The sequence below is a fragment of the Pseudomonas yamanorum genome (assembly GCF_013386765.1).
In the GTDB taxonomy this organism is placed as follows: domain Bacteria; phylum Pseudomonadota; class Gammaproteobacteria; order Pseudomonadales; family Pseudomonadaceae; genus Aquipseudomonas; species Aquipseudomonas yamanorum_A.
This window is the reverse complement of the sequence record NZ_JACARE010000064.1, coordinates 33,367-54,763: the sequence shown is the minus strand read 5'-3', so window position 1 is coordinate 54,763 and position 21,397 is coordinate 33,367. Positions and strand designations below refer to the sequence as shown.

General features: G+C 63.5%; 17 protein-coding genes. 6 read left to right on the top strand and 11 right to left on the bottom strand.

Annotated features, from left to right (window positions below; all coding sequences use genetic code 11):
* Positions 1 to 6 precede the first annotated feature (6 nt).
* From HX875_RS31360 to HX875_RS31340, 5 genes are all read right to left on the bottom strand, one after another.
* Positions 7 to 765, bottom strand: a complete 759-nt coding sequence (locus HX875_RS31360; RefSeq protein WP_177048778.1) for an SDR family oxidoreductase — start codon at positions 763 to 765, stop codon at positions 7 to 9.
* 32 nt (positions 766 to 797) lie between these two features.
* Positions 798 to 2,246, bottom strand: coding sequence for an aldehyde dehydrogenase family protein (locus tag HX875_RS31355; protein WP_177048776.1), 1,449 nt, complete (start codon positions 2,244 to 2,246; stop codon positions 798 to 800).
* A 2-nt stretch (positions 2,247 to 2,248) separates the two neighbouring features.
* Positions 2,249 to 3,355 (bottom strand): tartrate dehydrogenase, encoded by a 1,107-nt coding sequence (locus HX875_RS31350; RefSeq protein ID WP_177048774.1) that lies wholly within the window; start codon positions 3,353 to 3,355, stop codon positions 2,249 to 2,251.
* A 120-nt stretch (positions 3,356 to 3,475) separates the two neighbouring features.
* Positions 3,476 to 4,360, bottom strand: coding sequence for a LysR family transcriptional regulator (locus HX875_RS31345; protein WP_177048772.1), 885 nt, complete (start codon positions 4,358 to 4,360; stop codon positions 3,476 to 3,478).
* A 176-nt stretch (positions 4,361 to 4,536) separates the two neighbouring features.
* Entirely contained in the window at positions 4,537 to 6,783 is a 2,247-nt protein-coding gene (locus HX875_RS31340) for a TonB-dependent receptor (RefSeq protein ID WP_177048770.1), read from the bottom strand.
* Between the two features lie 230 nt (positions 6,784 to 7,013).
* Between HX875_RS31340 and HX875_RS31335 the strand changes: the two genes are divergently transcribed.
* Together HX875_RS31335 and HX875_RS31330 are read left to right on the top strand one after the other, a co-directional pair.
* Positions 7,014 to 9,371, top strand: a complete 2,358-nt coding sequence (locus HX875_RS31335; RefSeq protein ID WP_177048768.1) for a DNA polymerase II — start codon at positions 7,014 to 7,016, stop codon at positions 9,369 to 9,371.
* Positions 9,372 to 9,443: 72 nt separating this feature from the next.
* Positions 9,444 to 10,022, top strand: a complete 579-nt coding sequence (locus HX875_RS31330; RefSeq protein WP_177048766.1) for a GNAT family N-acetyltransferase — start codon at positions 9,444 to 9,446, stop codon at positions 10,020 to 10,022.
* Here the strand turns inward: HX875_RS31330 and HX875_RS31325 are convergent.
* A complete protein-coding gene (locus tag HX875_RS31325) occupies positions 10,019 to 10,234 on the bottom strand; it encodes an AbrB/MazE/SpoVT family DNA-binding domain-containing protein (protein ID WP_003208231.1) in 216 nt (71 codons plus the stop codon). The genes HX875_RS31330 and HX875_RS31325 overlap by 4 nt on opposite strands.
* A 244-nt stretch (positions 10,235 to 10,478) precedes the next feature.
* On the opposite strand from HX875_RS31325, the gene HX875_RS31320 reads away from it, so the two are divergent.
* From HX875_RS31320 to HX875_RS31305, 4 genes are all read left to right on the top strand, one after another.
* Entirely contained in the window at positions 10,479 to 11,060 is a 582-nt protein-coding gene (locus HX875_RS31320; protein ID WP_177048765.1) for a DUF4174 domain-containing protein, read from the top strand.
* A 102-nt stretch (positions 11,061 to 11,162) separates the two neighbouring features.
* On the top strand, positions 11,163 to 11,675 hold the full coding sequence (locus HX875_RS31315) for a sigma-70 family RNA polymerase sigma factor (RefSeq protein WP_177048763.1): 513 nt from the start codon (positions 11,163 to 11,165) through the stop codon (positions 11,673 to 11,675).
* Positions 11,675 to 12,634, top strand: a complete 960-nt coding sequence (locus tag HX875_RS31310) for a FecR domain-containing protein (RefSeq protein WP_177048762.1) — start codon at positions 11,675 to 11,677, stop codon at positions 12,632 to 12,634. Before HX875_RS31315 ends, HX875_RS31310 begins: the two co-directional genes overlap by 1 nt.
* An 83-nt stretch (positions 12,635 to 12,717) precedes the next feature.
* Complete coding sequence (locus tag HX875_RS31305; RefSeq protein ID WP_177048761.1) at positions 12,718 to 15,138, top strand: TonB-dependent siderophore receptor; 2,421 nt, start codon at positions 12,718 to 12,720, stop codon at positions 15,136 to 15,138.
* A gap of 18 nt (positions 15,139 to 15,156) precedes the next feature.
* Here the strand turns inward: HX875_RS31305 and HX875_RS31300 are convergent, their stop codons facing one another.
* The 5 genes from HX875_RS31300 to HX875_RS31280 are packed head-to-tail and all read right to left on the bottom strand — an operon-like array spanning position 15,157 to position 21,396.
* Positions 15,157 to 16,221, bottom strand: a complete 1,065-nt coding sequence (locus HX875_RS31300) for an acyltransferase family protein (RefSeq protein ID WP_371317234.1) — start codon at positions 16,219 to 16,221, stop codon at positions 15,157 to 15,159.
* Between the two features lie 15 nt (positions 16,222 to 16,236).
* Positions 16,237 to 17,652, bottom strand: coding sequence for a lipid II flippase MurJ (locus HX875_RS31295; protein WP_177048760.1), 1,416 nt, complete (start codon positions 17,650 to 17,652; stop codon positions 16,237 to 16,239).
* 2 nt (positions 17,653 to 17,654) lie between these two features.
* Positions 17,655 to 19,082 carry an O-antigen ligase family protein gene (locus HX875_RS31290; protein WP_177048793.1) on the bottom strand — a complete coding sequence of 476 codons (1,428 nt, stop codon included), beginning with the start codon at positions 19,080 to 19,082 and terminating at the stop codon, positions 17,655 to 17,657.
* 2 nt (positions 19,083 to 19,084) lie between these two features.
* Positions 19,085 to 20,188 (bottom strand): glycosyltransferase family 4 protein, encoded by a 1,104-nt coding sequence (locus HX875_RS31285; protein ID WP_177048759.1) that lies wholly within the window; start codon positions 20,186 to 20,188, stop codon positions 19,085 to 19,087.
* Positions 20,179 to 21,396, bottom strand: a complete 1,218-nt coding sequence (locus HX875_RS31280) for a glycosyltransferase family 4 protein (RefSeq protein WP_177048758.1) — start codon at positions 21,394 to 21,396, stop codon at positions 20,179 to 20,181. Before HX875_RS31280 ends, HX875_RS31285 begins: the two co-directional genes overlap by 10 nt.
* Between the last annotated feature and the right edge of the window lies 1 nt (position 21,397).

The window sequence follows — 21,397 nt, the reverse complement described above, 5'->3', positions numbered from 1 at the left end:
AGTGAGTTACACGCAGCGCCCGCCATCGACTTCAAGGCACGTGCCGGTGATGAACGCCGCTTCGTCCGACGCCAGGTACAGGCAGGCGTTGGCCACATCTTGCGGGGTGGAAAAGCGCCCCAGGGGAATGGTCGCCATGAACTTCTGGCGGTTTTCCGGGGTGTCCGGCACGCCCATGAATTCGCTGAGCAAGGCCGTGGCGCCCACCACCGGATTCACGCAGTTGACGCGGATATTGTCCGGTCCCAGCTCTGCCGCCATGGTCTTGCTCATGACCACCACTGCACCCTTGCTGCCGTTATACCAGACCAGTCCCGGACGCGGACGGATCGCCGCCGTCGAGGCAATGTTGACGAACACACCGGCGCCCTGGCCGCGAAAGTGCGGCACAAAATGCTTGGCGCTGAGGAAGATGCTTTTGACGTTGACTGCAAATACCCGGTCGAACTCGGCCTCGTCGACTTCCAGCATCGGCCGGTTGCGGTGGGTGGTGCCGGCGTTGTTGATGACGATGTCGAGGCCGCCGAACTGTTCCAGGGTGCCGCGCAGCAGGGCGCCCATGCTTTCATCATTGGCCACGTTGACCTCGATGAAATGCGCATGGCCGCCGCTTTCGGCGATTTCATTGACCACCCGCTGGCCACCGACGGCATTCATGTCGGCGACGATGACCTTGGCGCCCTGGCGGGCAAAAGTCTTGGCGATGCCCTCGCCAAAACCCGAGCCGGCGCCGGTGACGATCGCAACTTTATTGGCTAAACGCATGGTGTGTTCTCCGTTCTTGTTGTTGTGAGGAATCAACCGTGTTTGATCGCAATGGTCTTCAAGGTGGTAAAGCCCAGCAGCGCCTCGAAGCCCTTTTCCCGGCCATAACCGCTGGCCTTCACGCCGCCGAATGGCAGTTCGACGCCGCCACCGGCCCCGTAGTTATTGATGAACACCTGGCCGCAGCGCAGCTTGCGGGCCAGGCGCATTTGCCGGGCGCCGTCGCGGGTCCACACGCCGGCCACCAGGCCGAACTCGGTGCCGTTGGCCAGGCGAATCGCTTCGGCTTCGTCGTCGAAAGGCATCACCGCCAGCACCGGGCCAAAGACTTCCTGTTGCGCCAGGCGACTGTCTGGCGGCACGTCGCGAAACAGCACCGCCTCCTGGAAATACCCACCGCTGCCAGCCTCGGCCACCACCGTGCCGCGGGCAGCGACGGTGATCCCGGCCTGTTCGGCTTCGCGAATAAACTCGCGCACCTGGCGTTGCTGCTTCTGGTTGATCAGCGGGCCCATGTCCAGGTCCAGCGCCGAAGGCCCGGCACGCAGCTCGGAAAAACGCTGGCTGAGGCGCGCAATCAGGCTTTCGTAAATGCTGCGCTCCACCAGCAAGCGGCTGCCGGCGGAGCAGGTTTGCCCGCAGTTCTGCACGATGGCATTGACCAGCACCGGCAGCGCTTCATCCAGGTCGGCATCGGCGAACACCAGTTGGGGCGACTTGCCGCCCAACTCCAGGGTCACCGGGCAGTGGCGCTCGGCGGCGGCTATCGACACCGCCGTGCCGGTGGCGGTTGAGCCAGTGAAGGATATGTGATCGATGCCCGGGTGCGCGCACAACGCCGCGCCGGCTTCGTAGCCATAGCCGGTCACCACATTGATCGCGCCGGCCGGAAAGCCCACTTCGGCAGCAATCTGCGCCAGGCGCAGCAACGACAAACTGGCATCTTCCGCCGGCTTGACCACGCAGGCATTGCCCGCCGCCAGCGAGGCGCCGACACTGCGCCCGAAAATCTGCATCGGATAATTCCACGGGATGATATGCCCCGTCACGCCATGGGGTTCGCGTACCGTCAGCACGGTGTAGCCCGCTTGATACGGCAAGGTTTCGCCGTGCAACTTGTCGGCGGCACCGGCGTAGTACTCGAAATAACGGGCGAGGGCGGTGGCATCGGCACGGGCGACTTTCAAGGCCTTGCCGGTGTCCCGCGCTTCGATCTGCGCCAGTTCCTCATGATGCTCCAGCACGGCCGCGCCGAGCCTGGCCAGCAGGCGACTGCGCTCCACGGCAGACAACGTTCCCCACGGCCCATCGAAGGTTTCCCCCAGCGCCTGCCGTGCGGCACTGATCGCCGCATCGATATCGGCGGCCGTGCCACGGGCAATGCTCGAATAGGTTTCGCCGGTGCTCGGGTCGATCACCGGGATGTCTTCCCGCGAGGTCGACGCCAGCCATTGATTGGCGATGTAATGTGCGTTGGTCATGTTCAGCTCCTGTTCCCTGCGACGCATTCGGCGATGGCGCGGCCCACTTCGACGGTGCTGGCGCTGCCGCCCATTTCCCGGGTGCGCGGGCCTTCGGCAAGCACCGTTTCGATGGCGGACACGATGGCCGCCGCGGCTTCCTGATAAAGCGGATTGCCGTCGCCCAGGTGCTCGATCATCAGCGCTGCCGACCAGATCTGCCCGATGGGATTGGCCACGCCGAGGCCGGCAATGTCCGGCGCCGAGCCGTGCACCGGTTCAAACAACGACGGGTAGCGCCGCTCCGGATTGAGGTTGGCCGACGGTGCAATACCGATGGTGCCGGTGCACGCCGGGCCCAGGTCGGAAAGGATGTCGCCAAACAGATTGGAGGCCACCACCACATCGAACCAGTCGGGATGCTGCACGAAGTGCGCACACAGAATGTCGATGTGGAACTTGGCCGTTTTCACGTCCGGGTAGCGCCGGGCAATCTCGTTCACCCGCTCGTCCCAGAACGGCATGGTGATCGAAATACCATTGGATTTGGTCGCCGCCACCAGGTTTTTCCGGGGCCGCTGTTGCGCGAGCTTGAAGGCGTAGTCCACCACGCGGTCCACGCCTTCGCGGGAGAAGATCGACTCCTGCACCGCAATTTCCCGCGTAGTGCCTTCCCACATGCGCCCGCCGACACTGGAGTATTCGCCTTCGGTGTTTTCCCGCACCACGATAAAGTCGATGTCTCCCGGCACGCGGCCGGCCAGCGGGCAGGGCACGCCGGGCATCAGGCGTACGGGGCGGATATTCACGTATTGATCGAACTGACGGCGGATCTTCAGCAGCGACTCCCACACGGCGGTGTGGTCGGCAATGATGTCGGGCGCACCGACGGCGCCGAAGAAGATCGCGTCATGGCTGCCGATCTGCTCGGCCCAGTCGTCGGGCATCATCGTGCCGTGGGCCAGGTAGTGCTCGCTGCACCAGGCAAAGTGGTCGAAGTGAAAGTGAATACCGAAGCGCCGGCTGACGGCCTCCAGTACCCGCAGGCCTTCGGGCACCACTTCGCGGCCGATGCCGTCGCCGGGAATCACGGCGATGCGGTGGGTGGAGCGGGTGTTGGAATGGGACACGCCGTGTCTCCTGTGTTGTTTTTATAGGAAGGTCTGGCGAGGGCATTCTTGGCACAGCTGCAACAACAGGGGAATTGCTAATTGTGGAATCGGCCTTCGCAAAATTCGAAGGCCGAAGATTTACGCCGGGTTGGCGCTCAGGTAGTCGAACAGCGCCAGGCTGGTCAGTGAAGGCTGTTCCTTGCGCATGCACAGGTACATCTGTCGGTCGGCCCAACTGTCGTCGATTTCGATAAAGCGCAAGGCCATCTCCTTGCGAAAAATCTGCACCGCCCCTTGTGGCAGCACGCCCACGCCCTGGCCGGCAGCGATCAAGCGGCACACTGCTTCGAAACTGCGCACCTGCATCCGCAGCCGCAACGGCATGCCGATGGCGGCGGCGGCTTCGCTGATCAACGGGGTGATGGCGGCGTTGTCTTCCAGCCCGACAAAGTCATAGCCGAGCAAATCCTCAAAGCGCGCATGGCGCATTTTCAACGGATGATCATTGGGTACGATCAGGCACAGGCGATCCTGGCAGTAGGGCTCAAAGCGCAGCTCTTCGCCGCTGGAGCGGGTGGTGACGATGCCCACATCCGCCACGCCTTCACGTACGGCCTGGAGAATTTCCCGGCTGCGCTCTTCGCGAATATCCAGGCGGATGCCCGGGTGCAAGGTGTTCCACTGGGTCAGTTGGCGCGGCAGTTCCTGGCTCATCGCCGAACTGTTGGCGTACAGGCACACCCGGCCGGTGGCGCCCTTGGCGTAGTCGGCGAGGTCGGCGTGCATGCCGTCCACCGCCCGCAGGATCGACTGCGCATGCTGGGCCAACACGTCCCCGGCCGCCGTCGGCGAAACGCCGGTGGAGGTGCGGGTCAGCAGGGCCACCTTGAAGTGCTGCTCCAGCAGCGACAGGCGCCGGCTGGCGGCAGAGAGGGAGAGGTGGGATTGCCCGGCCGCCCGGGACAGGTTGCCCAGCTTGACCGCCTTGAGGAACAGCTCGATGGAAGTGAGGTCGGGGGACATGCCGGGGTCCTTGTGCGCAGTGGGTGAAAAACTACGCAGTTGGCACGCGGCTGTCCAATATCCGGCAAACAAAAGGGCTGAAAGCAGATCTGCTTTTCTGTAGGCGCTGGCTTGCCTGCGATAGCGTCACCGAGGTGCCTGCATCGCAGGCAAGCCAGCTCCCACATTGGTTGGGGTTAGAAGTCGATGCTGGCCGACAGTTTCGCCACGCGCGGGTCACCTTGGGTCAGGTAACCGCCGAGTGCCGATTCCCAGTACTTGGTGTTGGCGACGTTCTCCACGGTGGCGCCGAGGGTGACGTCGCGCTGGTCCACTTTGAAGGTGTAGCGGGCGCCCACGTCGAAACGGTTCCAGGCGGGCAGGCTGAGGTTGTTGGCCTGGTCGGCGTATTGGCCGCCGGTGCGCAGCATGCGGCCGTCAACGGTCACGCCTTGCAGGCCGGGCACATCCCAGTCCACACCGGCATTGAGTTGGAAGCTTGGTACGCCGACGGCGCGGTTGCCGTCGTTGGCGCCGTTCTGGGTGCCTTTGAGTTCGGTGTGGATAATGGTTGCGCCGCCCAGCAGGCGCAGGCCGGCGATGGGTTCACCGAACACGTTGAGTTCTACGCCTTTGTTGATCTGGTCGCCCTGGCGAAAGTAAGTCGCAACGGGGTTACCCAGTGCGTCGACGCCGGTCACTTGGGAATAGCCATCGCTTGGCTGTTCGATTCGGTACACACCCAACGTGGCGCCATAGGTGCCCATGTCGACCTTGACCCCGGCTTCGGTCTGTTTCGAGCGGGCCGGTGCAAAGACTTGATCCCCGTTGATTACCTGGGCGTTGCCTAAGGTTGTCGGCGCGGTCGGCCCCTGTGCCAGCCCTTCAATATGGTTGGCATAGAACGACACATGGTCCCACGGCTTGAACACCAGGCCGTACACCGGCGTGGTGATGGATTTGTCGTAATTGGCGTTACGTGGGCCCGACCCGTAGTCGTACCCCTGGACCACCAGTTCCTGGCGGCGCAAACCGGCAGTCACCAGCAAGCGATCATCCATAAAGCCCAGGGTGTCGGAGATCGCTGCACTGCGGGCGAAGGTCTTGGCGGTGATGCCCGGGTCGTTCAAGTCGCCACCCACCACGCTGCCCTTGACTGGCTCGGCAACGTCCACCGGATTATAGATATTGCTGGCGTGGCCGGTGAAGTCGAAGTCATAGGCGTTGCGCGTCTGGGCCCAGATCCCGGTCAGCCCGAGGTTAAGCTTGTGGCTGACAGCGCCGGTCTGGAACTTGCCGTTCAAGCCCGCCATCAGGCTGGTGTTATCTTCCTGGTGAGCGATGCGCGAGCCGCTGACGGTGGCGTTGCCCAGGGTGTCATTCAGCGTCACCGACGAGTAACGGCCGATCTCGTTGGTGTGTTTGGCGCCGCCGGCGATGTACGCCGTCCAGTTGTCGTTGAGGTCGTACTCGGCGCGCAGCATGCCGAAGGTGTCTTCCAGGCTGCTGGTGCCCCAGCTCGGCGCGTAGTTGGTGTCAGCCGAAGGCGCGTTGGGGATGTGGGTCAGGTTCTGGCCAATCAGCACGGTGTTGCGCCCGCCATTGATCTGCTGTTTCGAGTAGACAAAATCCCCCGACAGGCGCAGGGCATCACCGCGATAATCCAGGCCGACCGCAAACAGCTTCGAGCGCTGGCTTTCATCATCAATCCCGGTATCGCCCTCACGCTGGGAGAGATTCACTCGTGCGCCAAACCGATTGTCCTCGCCAAAACGTTGCCCGATATCCAGATGCTCGCCGACCCGGCCATCGCTGCTGATATCGGTGCTGAAACGGCGCAGCGGCACATCATCGGCGCGTTTGGGTTGCAGGTTCACACCGCCGCCAATCCCGGAGCCGCCCGGCGTCACGCCGTTGATAAAGGCGTTGGGGCCCTTGAACACTTCAACCCGTTCCAGCGCGTCGGTGGACATGATCTGGCGCGGCAGGATGCCGTACAAACCGTTGAACGAAATGTCGTCGCCATTCAGCGGCAGGCCGCGAATCACAAAGGCCTGGGCCTGGTTGGCATAACCCGACGCCTGGCGCACCGACGAATCGTTGAGCAGCACATCGCCGACGTTTTCGGCCTGCTGGTCACGGATCAGTTTTTCAGTGTAGGAAGACATGCTGAACGGCACGTCCATGATGTCCTGGTTGCCCAGCACCCCCAGTTGCCCGCCGCGAGCCACCTGGCCGCCGGCGTACACCGGGGGCAGGGCGCTGGGCGTGGCTGCGTCGGCGCTGATGGTGGTGGCGCCCAATTCCAGAGCCTTGCCATCCTGACGGGTGTTCGCATCCTGCGGGGTTTCTGGAGTTGCGGCGTGAGCGGCGAGGCTCAGGGAGCAGCAAAGGGCGAGCAGGGTAGGGCGAAACGGCACAGCCAAGCGGGTGGAAATGGGCATGGTCGATCCTGACGGCGAACCGTCACTGTGAGGAAAAGGGCAACAACGTTGCGCGTCCTCGCTGCGCGGATACGACTCCGGTGAGAATGATAGTGATTGTCATTAATGTTCTGCAACAGTTTTGTGAGACTGCTCGCTGCGTGTTCGTAGGTCATTTCCGTTAAATCGCCGCGCCTTGTCACAGGCCGAGTAGAATCACGCCCTGAAAGTGATTCTCGAGGTGTGGCAAGGTGGATTTACAGCAGGGGTTTGTCCTGACCCGGCATTGGCGCGACACCCCGGCGGGCACGGAGGTCAGTTTCTGGCTGGCCACCGATCAAGGCCCAAGGTTCGTGCGCCTGCCGGTGCAGACCTCCGTGATGTTCATCCCCCAGGCCCATCGCAAGCCTGCCGAACTGCAGCTCAAGGGTGAGCGCGGCATCGAGTTGCGCGACCTGGCGCTCTGCGACTTCCACCATCGCCCGGTGTTGGGCCTGTACACCAAACAGCATCGCCAATTGATGGACCTGGAAAAGCGCCTGCGCAAAGCCGGCATCGACGTCTACGAAGGCGATGTGCGCCCGCCCGAGCGCTACATGATGGAGCGCTTCATCACCGCGCCAGTATGGTTCGGCGGCACGTCGGGCGAGGGCGGCATGCTGGTGGAGGCGCAGATGAAACCCGCGCCGGATTACCGCCCGTCCCTCAAGCTGGTGTCGCTGGACATCGAGACCACCGCCCAGGGCGACCTGTATTCCATCGCCCTCGAAGGCTGCGGCGAGCGCCAGGTGTACATGCTCGGCCCGCCCAACAAAACCGACGCAGTGGACTTCAAGCTCGACTACTGCGACACCCGCGCCGAACTGCTGGAACGCCTGAACCAGTGGCTCGCCACCCATGACCCCGACGCGATCATCGGCTGGAACCTGGTGCAGTTCGACCTGCGTGTCCTGCACGAACATGCCCAGCGCCTGAACGTACCGCTGCTGCTCGGCCGTGGCGGCGATGCCATGGGCTGGCGCGAACACGGCAGCCGCAATCACTACTTCGCTGCGGCGGCCGGGCGACTGATCATCGACGGCATCGAAGCCTTGCGTTCGGCCACCTGGAGTTTCGAATCCTTCAGCCTGGAAAACGTCGCCCAGACCTTGCTCGGCGAAGGCAAATCGATCTCCACGCCGTACCAGCGCATGGACGAAATCAACCGCATGTTCGCTGAGGACAAGCCCGCGCTGGCGCGCTACAACCTCAAGGACTGCGAGTTGGTGACGCGGATTTTCGAGAAGACCGAGCTGCTGAAATTCCTCCTGGAGCGGGCCAGCGTCACCGGCCTGCCGGCGGACCGCAACGGCGGTTCGGTGGCCGCGTTCACCCATTTGTACATGCCGCTGATGCACCGCCAGGGTTTCGTCGCGCCGAACCTGGGCGACAAACCGCCCCAGGCCAGCCCCGGCGGGTTTGTCATGGACTCGCGCCCCGGCCTCTACGAATCGGTGCTGGTGCTCGACTACAAAAGCCTCTACCCGTCGATCATCCGCAGCTTTCTGATCGACCCGGTGGGCCTGATCGAAGGCCTGCGTCACCCCGAAGACCGTGAGTCGGTGGAAGGCTTTCGCGGTGCGCGGTTTTCCCGCACCCGGCATTGCCTGCCATCGATTGTCGCGCGGGTTTCCGAAGGCCGCGAAGTGGCCAAGCGCGAACACAACGCGCCGCTGTCCCAGGCCTTGAAGATCATCATGAACGCCTTCTACGGCGTACTCGGTTCCAGCGGTTGCCGGTTTTTCGACACCCGGCTGGCGTCGTCCATCACCCTGCGCGGCCACCAGATCATGCGCCAGACCCGCGAACTGGTCGAAGCCCGCGGCTATGAAGTGATCTACGGCGACACCGATTCCACCTTCGTCTGGCTTGGCAGCGCCCACTCCCAGGAAGACGCCACGCGCATCGGCCTGGACCTGGTGCAGCACGTCAACACCTGGTGGCGCGAGCGCCTGCAGAATGAGTTCGGCCTGCAGAGCGCCCTGGAGCTGCAATACGAAACCCACTTCAGCCGCTTCCTGATGCCGACCATTCGCGGCGCGGAAGAGGGCAGCAAAAAGCGCTATGCCGGGTTGGTCACCCGCGCAGATGGCAGCGAAGACATGATCTACAAAGGCCTGGAAACCGTACGCAGCGACTGGTCGCCCCTGGCCCGGCAATTCCAGCAGGAGCTCTACCAGCGGATCTTCCACCGCCAGCCCCATCAGGATTACGTGCGCGACTACGTGCGCCGTACCTTGAGTGGTGAGCTCGACGCGTTGCTGATCTATCGCAAACGCCTGCGCCGGCAACTGGGCGACTACGAACGCAACGTGCCGCCCCATGTGCGCGCCGCGCGCCTGGCCGACGAATACAACGACCGCCAGGGCCGCCCGCGCCAGTACCAGAACGGTGGCTGGATCAGCTACGTGATCACCGTCAACGGCCCCGAACCGCTGGAAGTGCGCCAGGCACCGATCGACTACGACCACTACGTCACCCGGCAGCTGCAGCCGGTGGCGGATGCGATCCTGCCGTTCGTAAACGACGACTTCGGCACCCTGGTGGGTGGCCAGATGGGCCTGTTCTAAAACGGCTTGCCTTGCAGTGGCGGGAGCCTGCAATCTTGGCCATTGACGACCACCAGACGGCGCAACATTCCCATGACTGAAACCACCCTGACCGGTACCACGGTCGAACTCCGCCCCCTGCAACGCGAACACTCGGCCGCCCTGGTACAGGCCGCCGCCGACGGGCAACTATGGAACCTCAAAGTGACCAACGTGCCAGGCCCCGACACCGTCGAAAAGTACGTGGACATTGCCCTGGCCGGGCGTGAGGCGGGCACCATGATGCCGTTTGTGATCGTGCGCCGCGACACCGGCGAGGTGGTGGGCAGTACGCGGTTCTGGAAGGTCGACCGGGTCAACCGCAAGCTGGAGATCGGCCACACGTTTATCAGCCAGTCGGTGCAGAAATCGGGGGTCAACACCGAGGCCAAGCTGTTGCTGCTGACCCACGCGTTTGAAGTGATGGACTGTGTGCGAGTGCAGTTCACCACCGATGAATTGAATGAAAAATCCCGGGCCGCGATCCTGCGCCTCGGTGCAGTACAGGAAGGCATTGTGCGCCACGAGCGCATCATGCCCGATGGCCGCAAGCGCAACTCGGTGCGCTTCAGCATCATTGATCCGGAATGGCCGCAGGTTAAAGCAGGCTTGCAAGCCAGGCTGGCTCGCTAGGGCTTGTGGCTCAGCTCTTCCACCAACTCATCCATCCGGTCGGCGATCTTCGGCGTGGTCGACAACACAAAGCCCTTCTGCGTGCCCACATAGGTCTCGACGATGTACAGCGTGTCGCCCACATCCAGCCCCAGTTCCTGCAAGGCTTCGTCCGGCAGGCGAATGGCGCCGTCGCCGTCCCAGTCTTCGATCGTGACGCGTTTGCTGTGCATGATGGCTTCCCGTTGAACGAATGAACGGCCTAGCCTAACACCTCAAGCCACTGCAGGAGCCCCGGCAATGGCCACGATGGGCATCCGCAATCAAAAGAAACAATGAGGTGCAAGGTGGCTAAACGCCTTGCTTCGCGGGCGTCCTGACCTACGCTTTCTGAAGCTGTCGTAGGAATCATCCTTGAATTTGACTGTCGCAGACATGAAACTCAAGAACCCTGCATGGAATTCAAAGGAGGTGTGCATGCTCATCCGGTCGCTGACCCTGGCTACCTTGATGGCTTTTACGGGGCCGCTGCTGGCCGCGGATGATCTCAATCCGCTCAAGCAGGACCTGGGCAAGTCACGCCCGTTGGTGGTGGTGGAACTCGACTCCGGTAACCCGACGTTGGCCACTCTCAAGAAACAGCTGGACGAGCCTGCCAACAAGCAGTCCTTTGAAGAGCGCAACATGGTGCTCTACACCGTATCTTTCGGCAGCATTGGTGCCGAGGGCGAGAAGTTCGCCAAGGATGCCAAGGACAACAAGAAGCTCGCACCGCCTGAAACCAACGCACTGATCCGCGCGCTCAAGCTGGGCGCCGGCAGTGGCACCAAAGTGATTCTGGTGGGCAAGGACGGCGAGAAGAAACTCGAGAAGACCGTGCCACCGGATACCCTCAACCTGGCGGATTTCTTCAGCGCGATTGACCAGATGCCCCAGGCTGAAAAGGACCTTGCCGCACCGGCCGAGCCTGAGCCCGCGGCTCCAGCGGCTGCCAAGCCTGGCGCCAAGGCTGGCAAGAACACCAAGCATGCAGCGCCCCAACCTGCACTGGATGATTGAACCCCCGCAAGAGCTGGCCAGCCGGCCTTGCGGTAGAAACTTGCAGCACTGGCGTCATGAGTCATATGATAAGCGTTATCATTTGCACTCTGCGCGCCTTTCATGTCCCCGACTTCTGCGGCAACTCCCACTGACCTGGCCACGCTTTACCAGCAGCAACACCGCTGGTTGCAGCAGTGGCTGTGGCGTCGTTTGAACTGCTCGCAGAGCGCTGCCGACCTGGCCCAGGATACCTTCCTGCGTTTGCTCGCCAAGAACCAGCCCGTTGAAGTCCTGGCCCCCCGCAGCTTTCTGGCGAAGGTCGCGCAGAGCGTGCTGTCCAATCACTTCCGCCGGCAAAAGCTCGAAAGGGCCTATATGCAGGCCCTGGCCCTGTTGCCGGAAGAGTCGGCTCCCAGCGCCGAAACCCAGTGGATCCTCCTGGAAACCCTGGCTGCCCTCGACGAAGTCCTCAGCCGCCTGGCACTGCCGGTGCGCCAGGCGTTCCTCTGGTCGCAGCTCGACGGCCTCAGCCATGGCGAAATTGCCGAGCGCCTTGGCGCGAGCATCACCACGGTCAAGCGCTACATCGTCAAGGCGGGCGCCCAGTGCATCCTGCTGGACAGCCAGCGTTGATGAGGCCGTCGCCACTGTCCCTGGAAGCGGCCGAGCAGGCCATGCATTGGCAACTGGAGTTGCAGTCGCCGGATGTCAGTGAACAGACCCGTAACGACTGGCTTGCCTGGCGCCAGCAAGACCCGGCACATGAACTGGCGTGGCAGCATTCCCAACGGTTTTTCCAGCGGATGCACGACGTGCGCGCGCCGGCTCATCAGGCATTGGTGAGTGCAGCACTGCTGCCGGCATTGTCGCGGCGCCGGGTGATCAAGAACCTCGCGCTGCTGCTGGCAGCCGGCAGTGTGGCGTGGACCGCCCGGGATACCCCCTTGGTGCAGCACTGGACCAGTGACTACAGCACTGGTGTCGGCGAACAATGGCGCATCGACCTGGCGGACAACACGGAAGTCCAGCTCAATACCGACACCGCCATCGACGTGAAATACACCGAGGATGTTCGGCAGATCAGCCTGCTGCGGGGCGAAATCCTGGTGTTGCCCAACCCGGCGGACACGCGCCCGCTCTGGGTCAAAACCGCCGAAGGCCTGACCCGTGCCACCGCCAACCGCTTCAGCATTCGTCAGCGTGGCGGCTTCACCCAACTGGGCGCCGACCAGGGCGTGCTGTCGGCGCAAATCCCCATGGGCACCATCAGCCTGCAACCCGGGGAAATCATCAGCTTTGACACCAATACACTGCTGGCCCGCAGGCCCCAGCGCGACGGCGAGCTGGCCTGGAGTCGCGGCATGCTGGTCGCACAGGGGCGGCGCCTGGAAGACTTCCTTCACGAGCTGAGCCGCTACCGGCGCGGCCATCTGGCCTGTGATCCGGCCGTGAGTGACCTGCGGGTGTCCGGCACGTTCCCGCTGGGCGACACCGACCGCATCCTCACCACCCTGGGGCAAACCCTCAAGCTGGACGTGGAGCATTTCACACGGTTCTGGGTCACCCTCAAGCCGCGTCGTAACCTGGCCTGAATTTATTTTTGCCCGAGGGTGGTCCGTTTGCGTTTCTCACGAGACTCGTATCCCCAGAAGCCAACTTTACTGGGGAGCAGGGCATGCAAGCGCGACAACCGATACGTACCACATTGAAAAAGACACTGGCCGTTGCGGTGGTCCGGGGCATTGCCGGCCTGACCATGGCAGCACCGGTGCTGCTGGCGCCGGCGTGGGTGCAGGCGGCTGAGCAATACAGGTTTGATATCAAACCGGGCTCCCTGGCGGGTGCGCTGAACCAGTTTGGCCAGGTCACGCATATCCTGCTGTCGTACCCGGCGGTGCTCACCGAGGGCAAAACCAGCCCCGGCCTGCAAGGGCGGCATGACTTGGACAGCGGCCTGGCGATTCTGCTGGGCAACACCGACCTGCAAGCTGTGCACGGCAGTGCCGACAGCTATTCCCTGGAACCGCGCCCCACCGGCGGAGCCTTGCAACTGGGCACGGTGTCGATCTCCGGCAAGGCCCCGGGCTCGACCACCGAGGGCACCGGCTCCTACACCACCCAGTCCTCCAGCAGCTCGACGCGCCTGAACCTCACGCCCAGGGAAACCCCGCAATCGCTGACAGTGATGACCCGCCAACGCCTGGATGACCAGCGCCTGAGCACCCTCAGCGATACCCTCGACGCCACCCCCGGCATCATCGTGCTGCGTGACGGCCTGGGCTCGGAAAGCGACAGTTATTTCTCCCGGGGCTTCCAGGTCCAGAACTTCGAAATCGACGGCGTGCCCACCGTCACCCGCATGGACAATTACACCCAAAGCATGGCCATGTACGACCGGGTGGAAATCGTGCGCGGCGCCACCGGCCTGATCAGCGGCATGGGTAACCCAGCGGCCACCATCAACCTGATTCGCAAACGCCCGACGGCGCAAGCCCGGGCCAGCGTGACGGCCGAGGCGGGTAACTGGGACCGTTATGGCAGCGGCTTCGACGTGTCCGGCCCGCTGACCGAGACCGGCAACGTGCGCGGGCGGCTGGTGGCGGACTACAAGACCGAACACGCCTGGATCGACCGCTACAAACAGGAAACCCAACTGCTCTATGGCATCACCGAATTCGACTTGAGCGAAGACACGTTGCTGACCCTGGGCTTCAGTTACCTGCGCACCGACGTCGACTCGCCGGCCCGTTCCGGCTTGCCCACACGTTTTACCGACGGCTCGCGAACCAACCTCAGTCGTTCGCTGAACACCGCGCCGGCCTGGTCCTATAACGACCATGAACAGACCAGTTTCTTCACCTCCATCGAGCAGACGTTCGATAACGGCTGGAGCGCCAAGGCCGAATTCACCCACAGCGAAAACCAGTTCGACGAGGTCTTCAACTACGTCAACGGCTCCCTCAATCGTGACGGCAGCGGCACCACTCAATTGCCGGTGCGTTTCTCCGGCACACCGCGCCAGGACAACCTCGACCTCTACGCCACCGGGCCGTTCGACTTGCTGGGGCGTGAGCATGAGTTGATCGCCGGCGTGACCCTGTCCAAATACCGCGAAAGCGTGCCCAGCTATGGAGGCTGGCACTACGACTATTCCGGTTCGCCGGCCGGTGCGATCGACAACCTGTTCACCTGGGATGGGCATTCGGCGAAGCCCGACTTCAACGTTACCGGCAAGTCCTCGGCGGATGAGAGCCAGTACGCGGCCTACCTGAGCACGCGGTTGCGGGTCACCGATGACCTCAGCGTGATCCTCGGCAGCCGGGTGATCGACTGGAAGCGTGAAACCCAGGACCGTCCGTATGTGGGCGACGCCACGCGTACCGATGAATCACAAACCGGGGTCTACATTCCTTACGCCGGGGTGGTGTATGACCTGACCGATAACTGGTCGGCGTATGCCAGCTACACCAAGATCTTCAACCCTCAGGCGACCTGGGTGCGGGACATCAACAATAAACCGTTGGAGCCGATGGAGGGCAAAGGCTACGAGGTGGGGCTCAAGGGCAGCTTCTTCGATGAACAGCTCAACACCAGCCTGGCATTGTTCAAGCTGGAGCAGGACAACCTGGCGATCTGGATCGACACCCCGGGCGGCAACACCTATCGCAACGAGAAAGGCACCACCACCGAAGGCGTGGAGCTGGAACTCAGCGGTGAACTCGCCGAAGGCTGGCAAGCCTCTGCCGGCTACGCGTACGCGGTGAGCACCGATGCGGACGACAAGCGCATCGTCACCACCTTGCCGCGCCAGAGTTTGAAGACCTTCACCACGTACCGCCTGCCGGGCGACTTGAACAAGATCACCGTGGGCGGTGGGGTGAACTGGCAGAGCAAGGTCGGCGAGGACCTGCACACCTTCAGCCAGGGCAGCTATGCGATTGCCAACCTGCTGGTGCGCTATGACATAACGCCAAAGCTGAGCACCTCGGTCAACCTCAACAACCTGTTTGACCGGGAGTACCTCAGCTACGCGGGCAACCATGGGATGTATGGTGCGCCGCGTAACCTGATGACCAGCCTCAAGTACGACTTCTAGCGGCCGCAGGCCTGGGGTTTATGCCCCAGGCTTCTCCCCGGCCACCACCGGCGCCTTGCGCACCGGGAACGGGAAGTAGAAGAACCGCAGGAACGCCACCCGCTTGATCACCTCGCCGATCATCAACGGCACCACCACCGCCACCACCAGCCCGATAAACGCCGCCGCCACATCCGGCAACCCCAGGTGCTGCAGCAGGGCGATGGTCTTGTGCTGGATCTCGCCGTGGAAAATCAACAGGATCAGCGTCGACTGCCCGATGTAGGTCATGGCACGGGTCAATACCGCCGACGTCATCATCAACCCGGCCAGCGCCCAGCAGATGTACACACCGATCACCGCCAGGGCACTGGTCCACAGCCAATGGTCATAGCGGCGCTGGGCCAGGTCCATGGTGTCCCAGGTCGGGATGAAAATCGCGAAGTACACCACCAGCGCCACCACCATGCTCAACAGCGAACTCTGGTGTCTGCGCAGCACGTCCCGCAGCAGATAGCCGAGGATGAAATAGGTGCTGCTGATCAACGTCACGTCCAGGCTGAAGGGCAGCCCCGGCATCGTCCAGGTCTGGCCGCCGACGGTGATCGGTACCTGCCAGAACCAGTCCAGGGTCCAGACCCCCAGCAGCAACTGCACGCCCACCACCACGCAGCTCCACACCAGGGACAGGCCCAGGCGTTGCATCAGCCGCAGCATCACCCAGGCAAACAGGATCGCCGCCCAGAAATGTGGCAGGAACCACAACGCCTGCCAGGGCAGGGTGTCCACCGAGGCGTACAGCACGCCGCCAATGTCGGGCAGCAGCGGTTGGCCACGCAGGATGTCGCGCACCAGCACGTACACCAGCATCGTGGTGAAGAACGGTTTTAGCAGGGCATCGGCCTTGCGCACGGCCATTTCAACAAACGGCTGCTCGGGCTTAAAGAACACCCCCGACAGGAAGAAGAACAGCGGCAGGATGAAGACCGCGAGTATCGGGTACAGCAAGTTCGGGGAATGCTCCACGAACCAGCCGTGCCCGAACACGATGATCAGGATGCCAATGCCCTTGGCAATATCCATTTGAATCCAGCGTTTTTTCACCTGACTGCTCCCACTCTATAAACCTGCCTTGCGCCACGGCTTGAGCCACAGGCCCATGCCCAGCAACACCACGGCTCCAGCCAGGGTGCTCAACCCCAGCTGCAGCCAAATACCTTGAATCCGAAACAACACCAACGCGGCCAAACCCATCACCAGCCCACTCAATACCCAGTGCCACTTCCAGGGCAGGGCACCGAGCAAGTCTTGGCGTTGCATCAACAGCAACGCGGTGCACAGCACGCCGGCGAGGGCGGCCAGCGGGATGCCCGCCAGGCCAAACACAAACGGCAGCACGCCCAGCAGCAACACGTTCACCAGGCTGCCCAACAGCTCGCAACGCAGCGGCTGGCGAGTGTCGCCAGCGGCGTAGGCATAGCGCGCCAGCAGGGCGTTCCAGGCGCCAAATACCAGCGGCACGGCAAACCAGGCCAGCAGCAGCGGCAACGGCGAATCCACCGACTGCTTCGGCAGCAGCAACGCCACCAGGCTCGGCGCCGCCGCCACCAGGCCGACACCGGCGGGCAGGGTCAGCAGGCTGGCGGTTTCCAGGCCGCGCTTGAGCAGGGCCAGGCGCTCATCGCCCTGGCGCCGGCTCATCATGCCCAGCAGCACCTGGTTGAGGCTCATCAGGGCAATCAGCGGCAGGTTCATCAGCTTGCGGGCCAGGTTGACCCAGGTCACGGCGCCTTCACCCAGCAACGACGCCACCAATCGTTCAATCAATGCCAAGCCCTGGCTGGCGCCGTTGCTCAGCAGCAACGGCCCGATGCGCCCGCCGAGTTCGCGCAATTCCAGGGTCGACGCTCGCAGCCGCCACGGCCGCCAGCCCAGGCGCAACATCGATGGCAGCAGCGCCAGGGGCATCAGCAGGCTGCCGGTGAGGCAGGCCAACGCCAGCGAATGCGGTTGCGTGGCGGTACCGGCGAGGGCGAGGTAGGTCACCGGCGGCAGGTTGAACAGCAACGAGCCGAGCCCCGCGACCACAAAGCGCTCGTTGGCCTGCAACGGAATGCTGAACAGCGCATGCAGCATCAAGCCCGGCACGCTCCAGGCGAGGATCTGCAAATTGCTGCTGGCAAGGCTGGTGGCCGTCGCCGCAAGGCCCGGGCCGAGCAGTTGCACCAGCCATGGCGCCAGCAGCGTCAACAGCAGGCTGGTGACCAGCGCAATCAACAGCAGCGCCGGGAACAACACCGCCAGCCAGTCCAGGCGCTCGCCGTCCTTGCGTTGCAGGTACAGCGGCAAGGCGGCGGCACTCAGCACGCCTCCGGCCAGGGACATACGCAACGCTTCGGGCAAAAACAGCGCAATCAGGAACGCATCGCTGCGCTCGCCCGCACCCCAGGCCGCTACCAACAACCACTCACGGGCAAACCCGAGGCACAGCCCCAGCAGGGTCGCCAGGGTCAACCAGAACGCCGATCCGAGCATGCCTAGGGCCCGACGCTATCGAGCACGGGCTTGCGGTAGGACACGGTCTTGGCCTTTGGCAGGCGCGCCGGGAACAGGCGCCGCGCCTCCAGCACGTTGATCCCCACCATCAGCCAGAACAGCGCGATCATTACCAGCGCGAAGCTGAAGTAGTGGTCAAAAAAGCCGCTGACCAGTGCCGACAGAATCCCCGCCGTGCTGCCCAGCCAGATCGCGTTGTCCTTGGTCAGGCGGATCGGGCCGATCTCCGGCCGGGACTCGCGCCACCAGCGCCAGGTCACGGCGATAAACAGCAGCATGCTGATCACGCCGGTCTTGTAGACGAAGTTCAGCCACAGGTTGGAAATCCCCAGCAGGTGAGTGCCCGGCACCGGCGGGTCTACCTTGAAGCCAATGCCCAGCGGGTAACTGGCCACGGCCTGGGGGAACATCCGGTATTCGTCGAAGCGCACTTCGGTACTCGCGTTCTGGGCCGAGAAGATCGTCGCCAGACGTTCCTGCAACGGTGGATACGACAGCACCAGCGCCACGGCCAGCGCCACGCCGATCATCAGCAAACGCCCGGTGTACGGCACCCGCCGCGATGCCATCCAGATCAGTACCAGCGCGAGGCTGACCATCGCGCCCCGGCTACTGGCCAACAGCAGGGCGGCCGCGCCCAGGCAGGCAACGCCCAGGCCGAGGCCGCGTTTCCAGCCGGTGTTGGTGATGCCGTAGCAGAACGCCAACGGCAGCAGCAACGCCATGATCCCGCCGGTGGCATTGGGGTGCATCCACGGCGAACCCATCCGCGAGGCCATCGCCCCCAAGCCGAGGGACAGGGTGTCGAGGCTGCCGTAGTTCATCAAGGTCAGGATCGGCAGCATGCCCGAGGCCGAACGCGAGCGGATAAACACGCCGATGGACATCACCAGCATCGCCAGGGTGCCCAGCAACAGCGCGATCACCAGGGCTTCGCGGTTTTTCTGCTCAACCAGCAGCTTGGCGGCGAGGAACAGCACCGACAGGTTCAACAACCAGCGCAACCAGTTCGCCAGGCCGCTGGCCTCGGCGGTGATGCTGACCTGGCCGACGATAAACGGCACCACGGTAAAGATCATCAGCCACATCAACATCCGGTCGGTAGGGCGCCGGGACAGCGGTGGCGCAGCCGGCAGGCGCGAGAGGAAACCATGCCAGATCACCGCCGCCCACGTCAGGGCGATCAACGCTTCGCTGACCGTACTGCGAATCCCCAGGTTGAGGGTGGAGTAGGGCATGAACGTTGCCACCAGGGCGAACAGCAGCAGCCCCCAGAACGGGAACCGCAAAATCGTCACGGCAGCGGCCAGGCCGATCACCGCCAGCACGGCCTTGGCCGGGGAAAGAAAGAGGATCAACCCACCAAACAGCAGGCCGAAGACGATGGCGACGAGGCTACCCAGTGAGATTCTCAATTCAATTCCTCGATCAGTTCGGCCAGGCGCCGACGGTAGGCCTGGTGGTTGAAGCGTTCGGCCCAGCTGCGTAACTGTTCAGGCGGTTGTTCAATGGGTTGGTCGGCCAGGTGCAGCATCAATTGCACCAGGGCTGCACCGTCGGTGGGTGAAAAACGCGGCGCCAACGGCGGGGTGATTTCATCCAGCGAGGTACCGCTGGCCACCGCGACCGGGGTGCCGACGCTCAGGGCTTCGATTACCGGCAAGCCAAACCCTTCCGCGTAAGAAGGCTGCCACAGGCGCGAGGCCTTGCGGTAGAGGCCGTGCAACTCGGCGTCGGATACGCCGCTCAACGCGCGTATCCCGGGATAGCTGCGTTGGGCTTCGGGCAAATGATCAAGGCTGCCTACCAGCACCAGTTCCGGCACGCTCGGCGATTGGCGGCGCGCTTGCTGCCAGGCGTCCACCAGGAACGGCACATTCTTGCGCAGTTCCCGGGTGCCCACCAGCAGCCAGTAGTGCTCGGGCAGTTGCCGGGCCGTGAGGTCCGCCGGCACGCCGGCAAAGCCCACCACTTGATTGGGCAACACCCGAATCTTGCTCGCCGCCTTGGGAAACAGGCGCGCCGTTTCATCGGCACTGTACTGCGAAGGCGTCCACACCCGGTCTGCCGTGTGCACCGCATAAGTGATCGACAGGCGATCGCTGGCCTTGTAGATCATCGCCTTCAGGCGGTTGGCGTGGTAGTTGTCCAGGGTGATCTGAAACAGATCATGCAGCAACACCACGGTGCGCAGGCCTTTGGGTTTGGGCGGCAGCGGCAGGCCCATATTGAAGGTGCTGATGTACAGATCGATGCGCTCATCGCGCAGGGCCTTGGGCAAGAACCCCGCCTCGAAACGCAGGCGCTGGTGGGGCTGGTGCATGGCGGTCTTGGCACAGCCCCATTCCGGGCAATGGGCATTCAGGCGCAGCTCGTCCCCCAGCGGCGCGACGCTGAAGCGTTCAAGCTCGATACCGGGCATGGCGCGCAGGGCGTCTTCCAGGGCGTACACCTGGCGGCTGATGCCCGATTGCGGCGAGGTGCCGACGGTGCGGTAGTCGAGGCCTATGCGCATGCCGGCTCCTTTTGGCTCAGGGGCGACAGTTGCGCGTACACCTGCTCCAGCTGGCTGGCGGCGACGCTCCAGTCATGGGCACGGCGCACGTAGGCGCGACCGGCTTCGCCCATCGGTGCGGCGACTTCAGGCTGTTGCAGCAGGCGCACCACGGCGTCAGCCAGGCTTTCAGCGGTTTGGCCGCCGAGGTAATCCAGGCCTTGCACCAGGTCCAGGCCGGACACGCCCTGGTCGGTACTCGCCAGCGGCAGGCCGGCGGCCAGGGCCTCGAGCACCTTGAGCTTGGAGCCGCCGCCATGGCGCAACGGTGCCAAAAACACCGAGCAGCTCGATTGCAGTGTCAGCAGGTTGGGCACAAAACCTTGCCACTCGATGCGCCCGTCCTTCCAGCGCTCGCGCCAGCTCTCGGGCATGCCAAAACCGCAGACGCTCATGCGCGCATCGGGGCAGCGGGCCCACACTTTCGGCAGGATTTCATCCAGGGCCCACTCGATGGCATCGACGTTGGGCGCGTATTCATAGTTGCCGAGAAACAGCACGCGGCGGGTCGCAGGGTCCGGGCGGGCGGCGGCGAAGTGCGCGCAATCCACGCCATTGACCACCACCGGCACCGGCTTGCCGGCAATCTGCGCCAGGGTCCGGGCGTCGGCTTCAGTCACGGCGACTACTTGCGCGGCCTGGCGCATCACCCGGCGTTCCCAGCGGCCGTAGCGCCATTGATCGTAGCGAATAAAGGGCAGCGCCCAGCCCGGCAGGCGATCGTAGGTGGCCGCGCCAAGGGACGATTCGACGTTGTGTTCGGTCAGCACAAACGGCTGGGAGCGACGGGCCAGTGCATCTTCATAAGGCTGGAAGGTATAGGTGTGCTCGATCTGCACCACGTCCCAATGCTCGGCCAGCAAGCGTTCGAAGGTGTCCTGTATCGCACCCGACAGGCCATTCACACTGGCCAGCAACGGGTACGGTGCAAACAGCCCGGCCAGCAGGGTCTTCAGGCTGCGCAGCGGGCGGCGCGGCAGGATGATCACCTGCTCCAGGAAGGCTTCCAGCACCTGGCGATCGGTGAGCGATACCGCGTGCTTGTCATGCAACAGCAAGGTGATCCGGTGCCCGCGCGCAGCCAGGCTGCGCAGCAAATGAAACTGGCGCGTCTTGCCACCGCTGGTAGCGGGCCAAGGCGAGTAGGGCAGGATCCAGAGGATGCGCATG

Bases quoted from the DNA above. Each gene is read 5' to 3' on its own strand.
- HX875_RS31360 (WP_177048778.1), bottom strand. From the start codon at position 765: ATGCGTTTAGCCAATAAAGTTGCGATCGTCACCGGCGCCGGCTCGGGT.
- HX875_RS31355 (WP_177048776.1), bottom strand. From the start codon at position 2,246: ATGACCAACGCACATTACATCGCCAATCAATGGCTGGCGTCGACCTCG.
- HX875_RS31345 (WP_177048772.1), bottom strand. From the start codon at position 4,360: ATGTCCCCCGACCTCACTTCCATCGAGCTGTTCCTCAAGGCGGTCAAG.
- HX875_RS31340 (WP_177048770.1), bottom strand. From the start codon at position 6,783: ATGCCCATTTCCACCCGCTTGGCTGTGCCGTTTCGCCCTACCCTGCTC.
- HX875_RS31330 (WP_177048766.1), top strand. From the start codon at position 9,444: ATGACTGAAACCACCCTGACCGGTACCACGGTCGAACTCCGCCCCCTG.
- HX875_RS31325 (WP_003208231.1), bottom strand. From the start codon at position 10,234: ATGCACAGCAAACGCGTCACGATCGAAGACTGGGACGGCGACGGCGCC.
- HX875_RS31320 (WP_177048765.1), top strand. From the start codon at position 10,479: ATGCTCATCCGGTCGCTGACCCTGGCTACCTTGATGGCTTTTACGGGG.
- HX875_RS31315 (WP_177048763.1), top strand. From the start codon at position 11,163: ATGTCCCCGACTTCTGCGGCAACTCCCACTGACCTGGCCACGCTTTAC.
- HX875_RS31310 (WP_177048762.1), top strand. From the start codon at position 11,675: ATGAGGCCGTCGCCACTGTCCCTGGAAGCGGCCGAGCAGGCCATGCAT.
- HX875_RS31305 (WP_177048761.1), top strand. From the start codon at position 12,718: ATGCAAGCGCGACAACCGATACGTACCACATTGAAAAAGACACTGGCC.
- HX875_RS31295 (WP_177048760.1), bottom strand. From the start codon at position 17,652: ATGCTCGGATCGGCGTTCTGGTTGACCCTGGCGACCCTGCTGGGGCTG.
- HX875_RS31285 (WP_177048759.1), bottom strand. From the start codon at position 20,188: ATGCGCATAGGCCTCGACTACCGCACCGTCGGCACCTCGCCGCAATCG.
- HX875_RS31280 (WP_177048758.1), bottom strand. From the start codon at position 21,396: ATGCGCATCCTCTGGATCCTGCCCTACTCGCCTTGGCCCGCTACCAGC.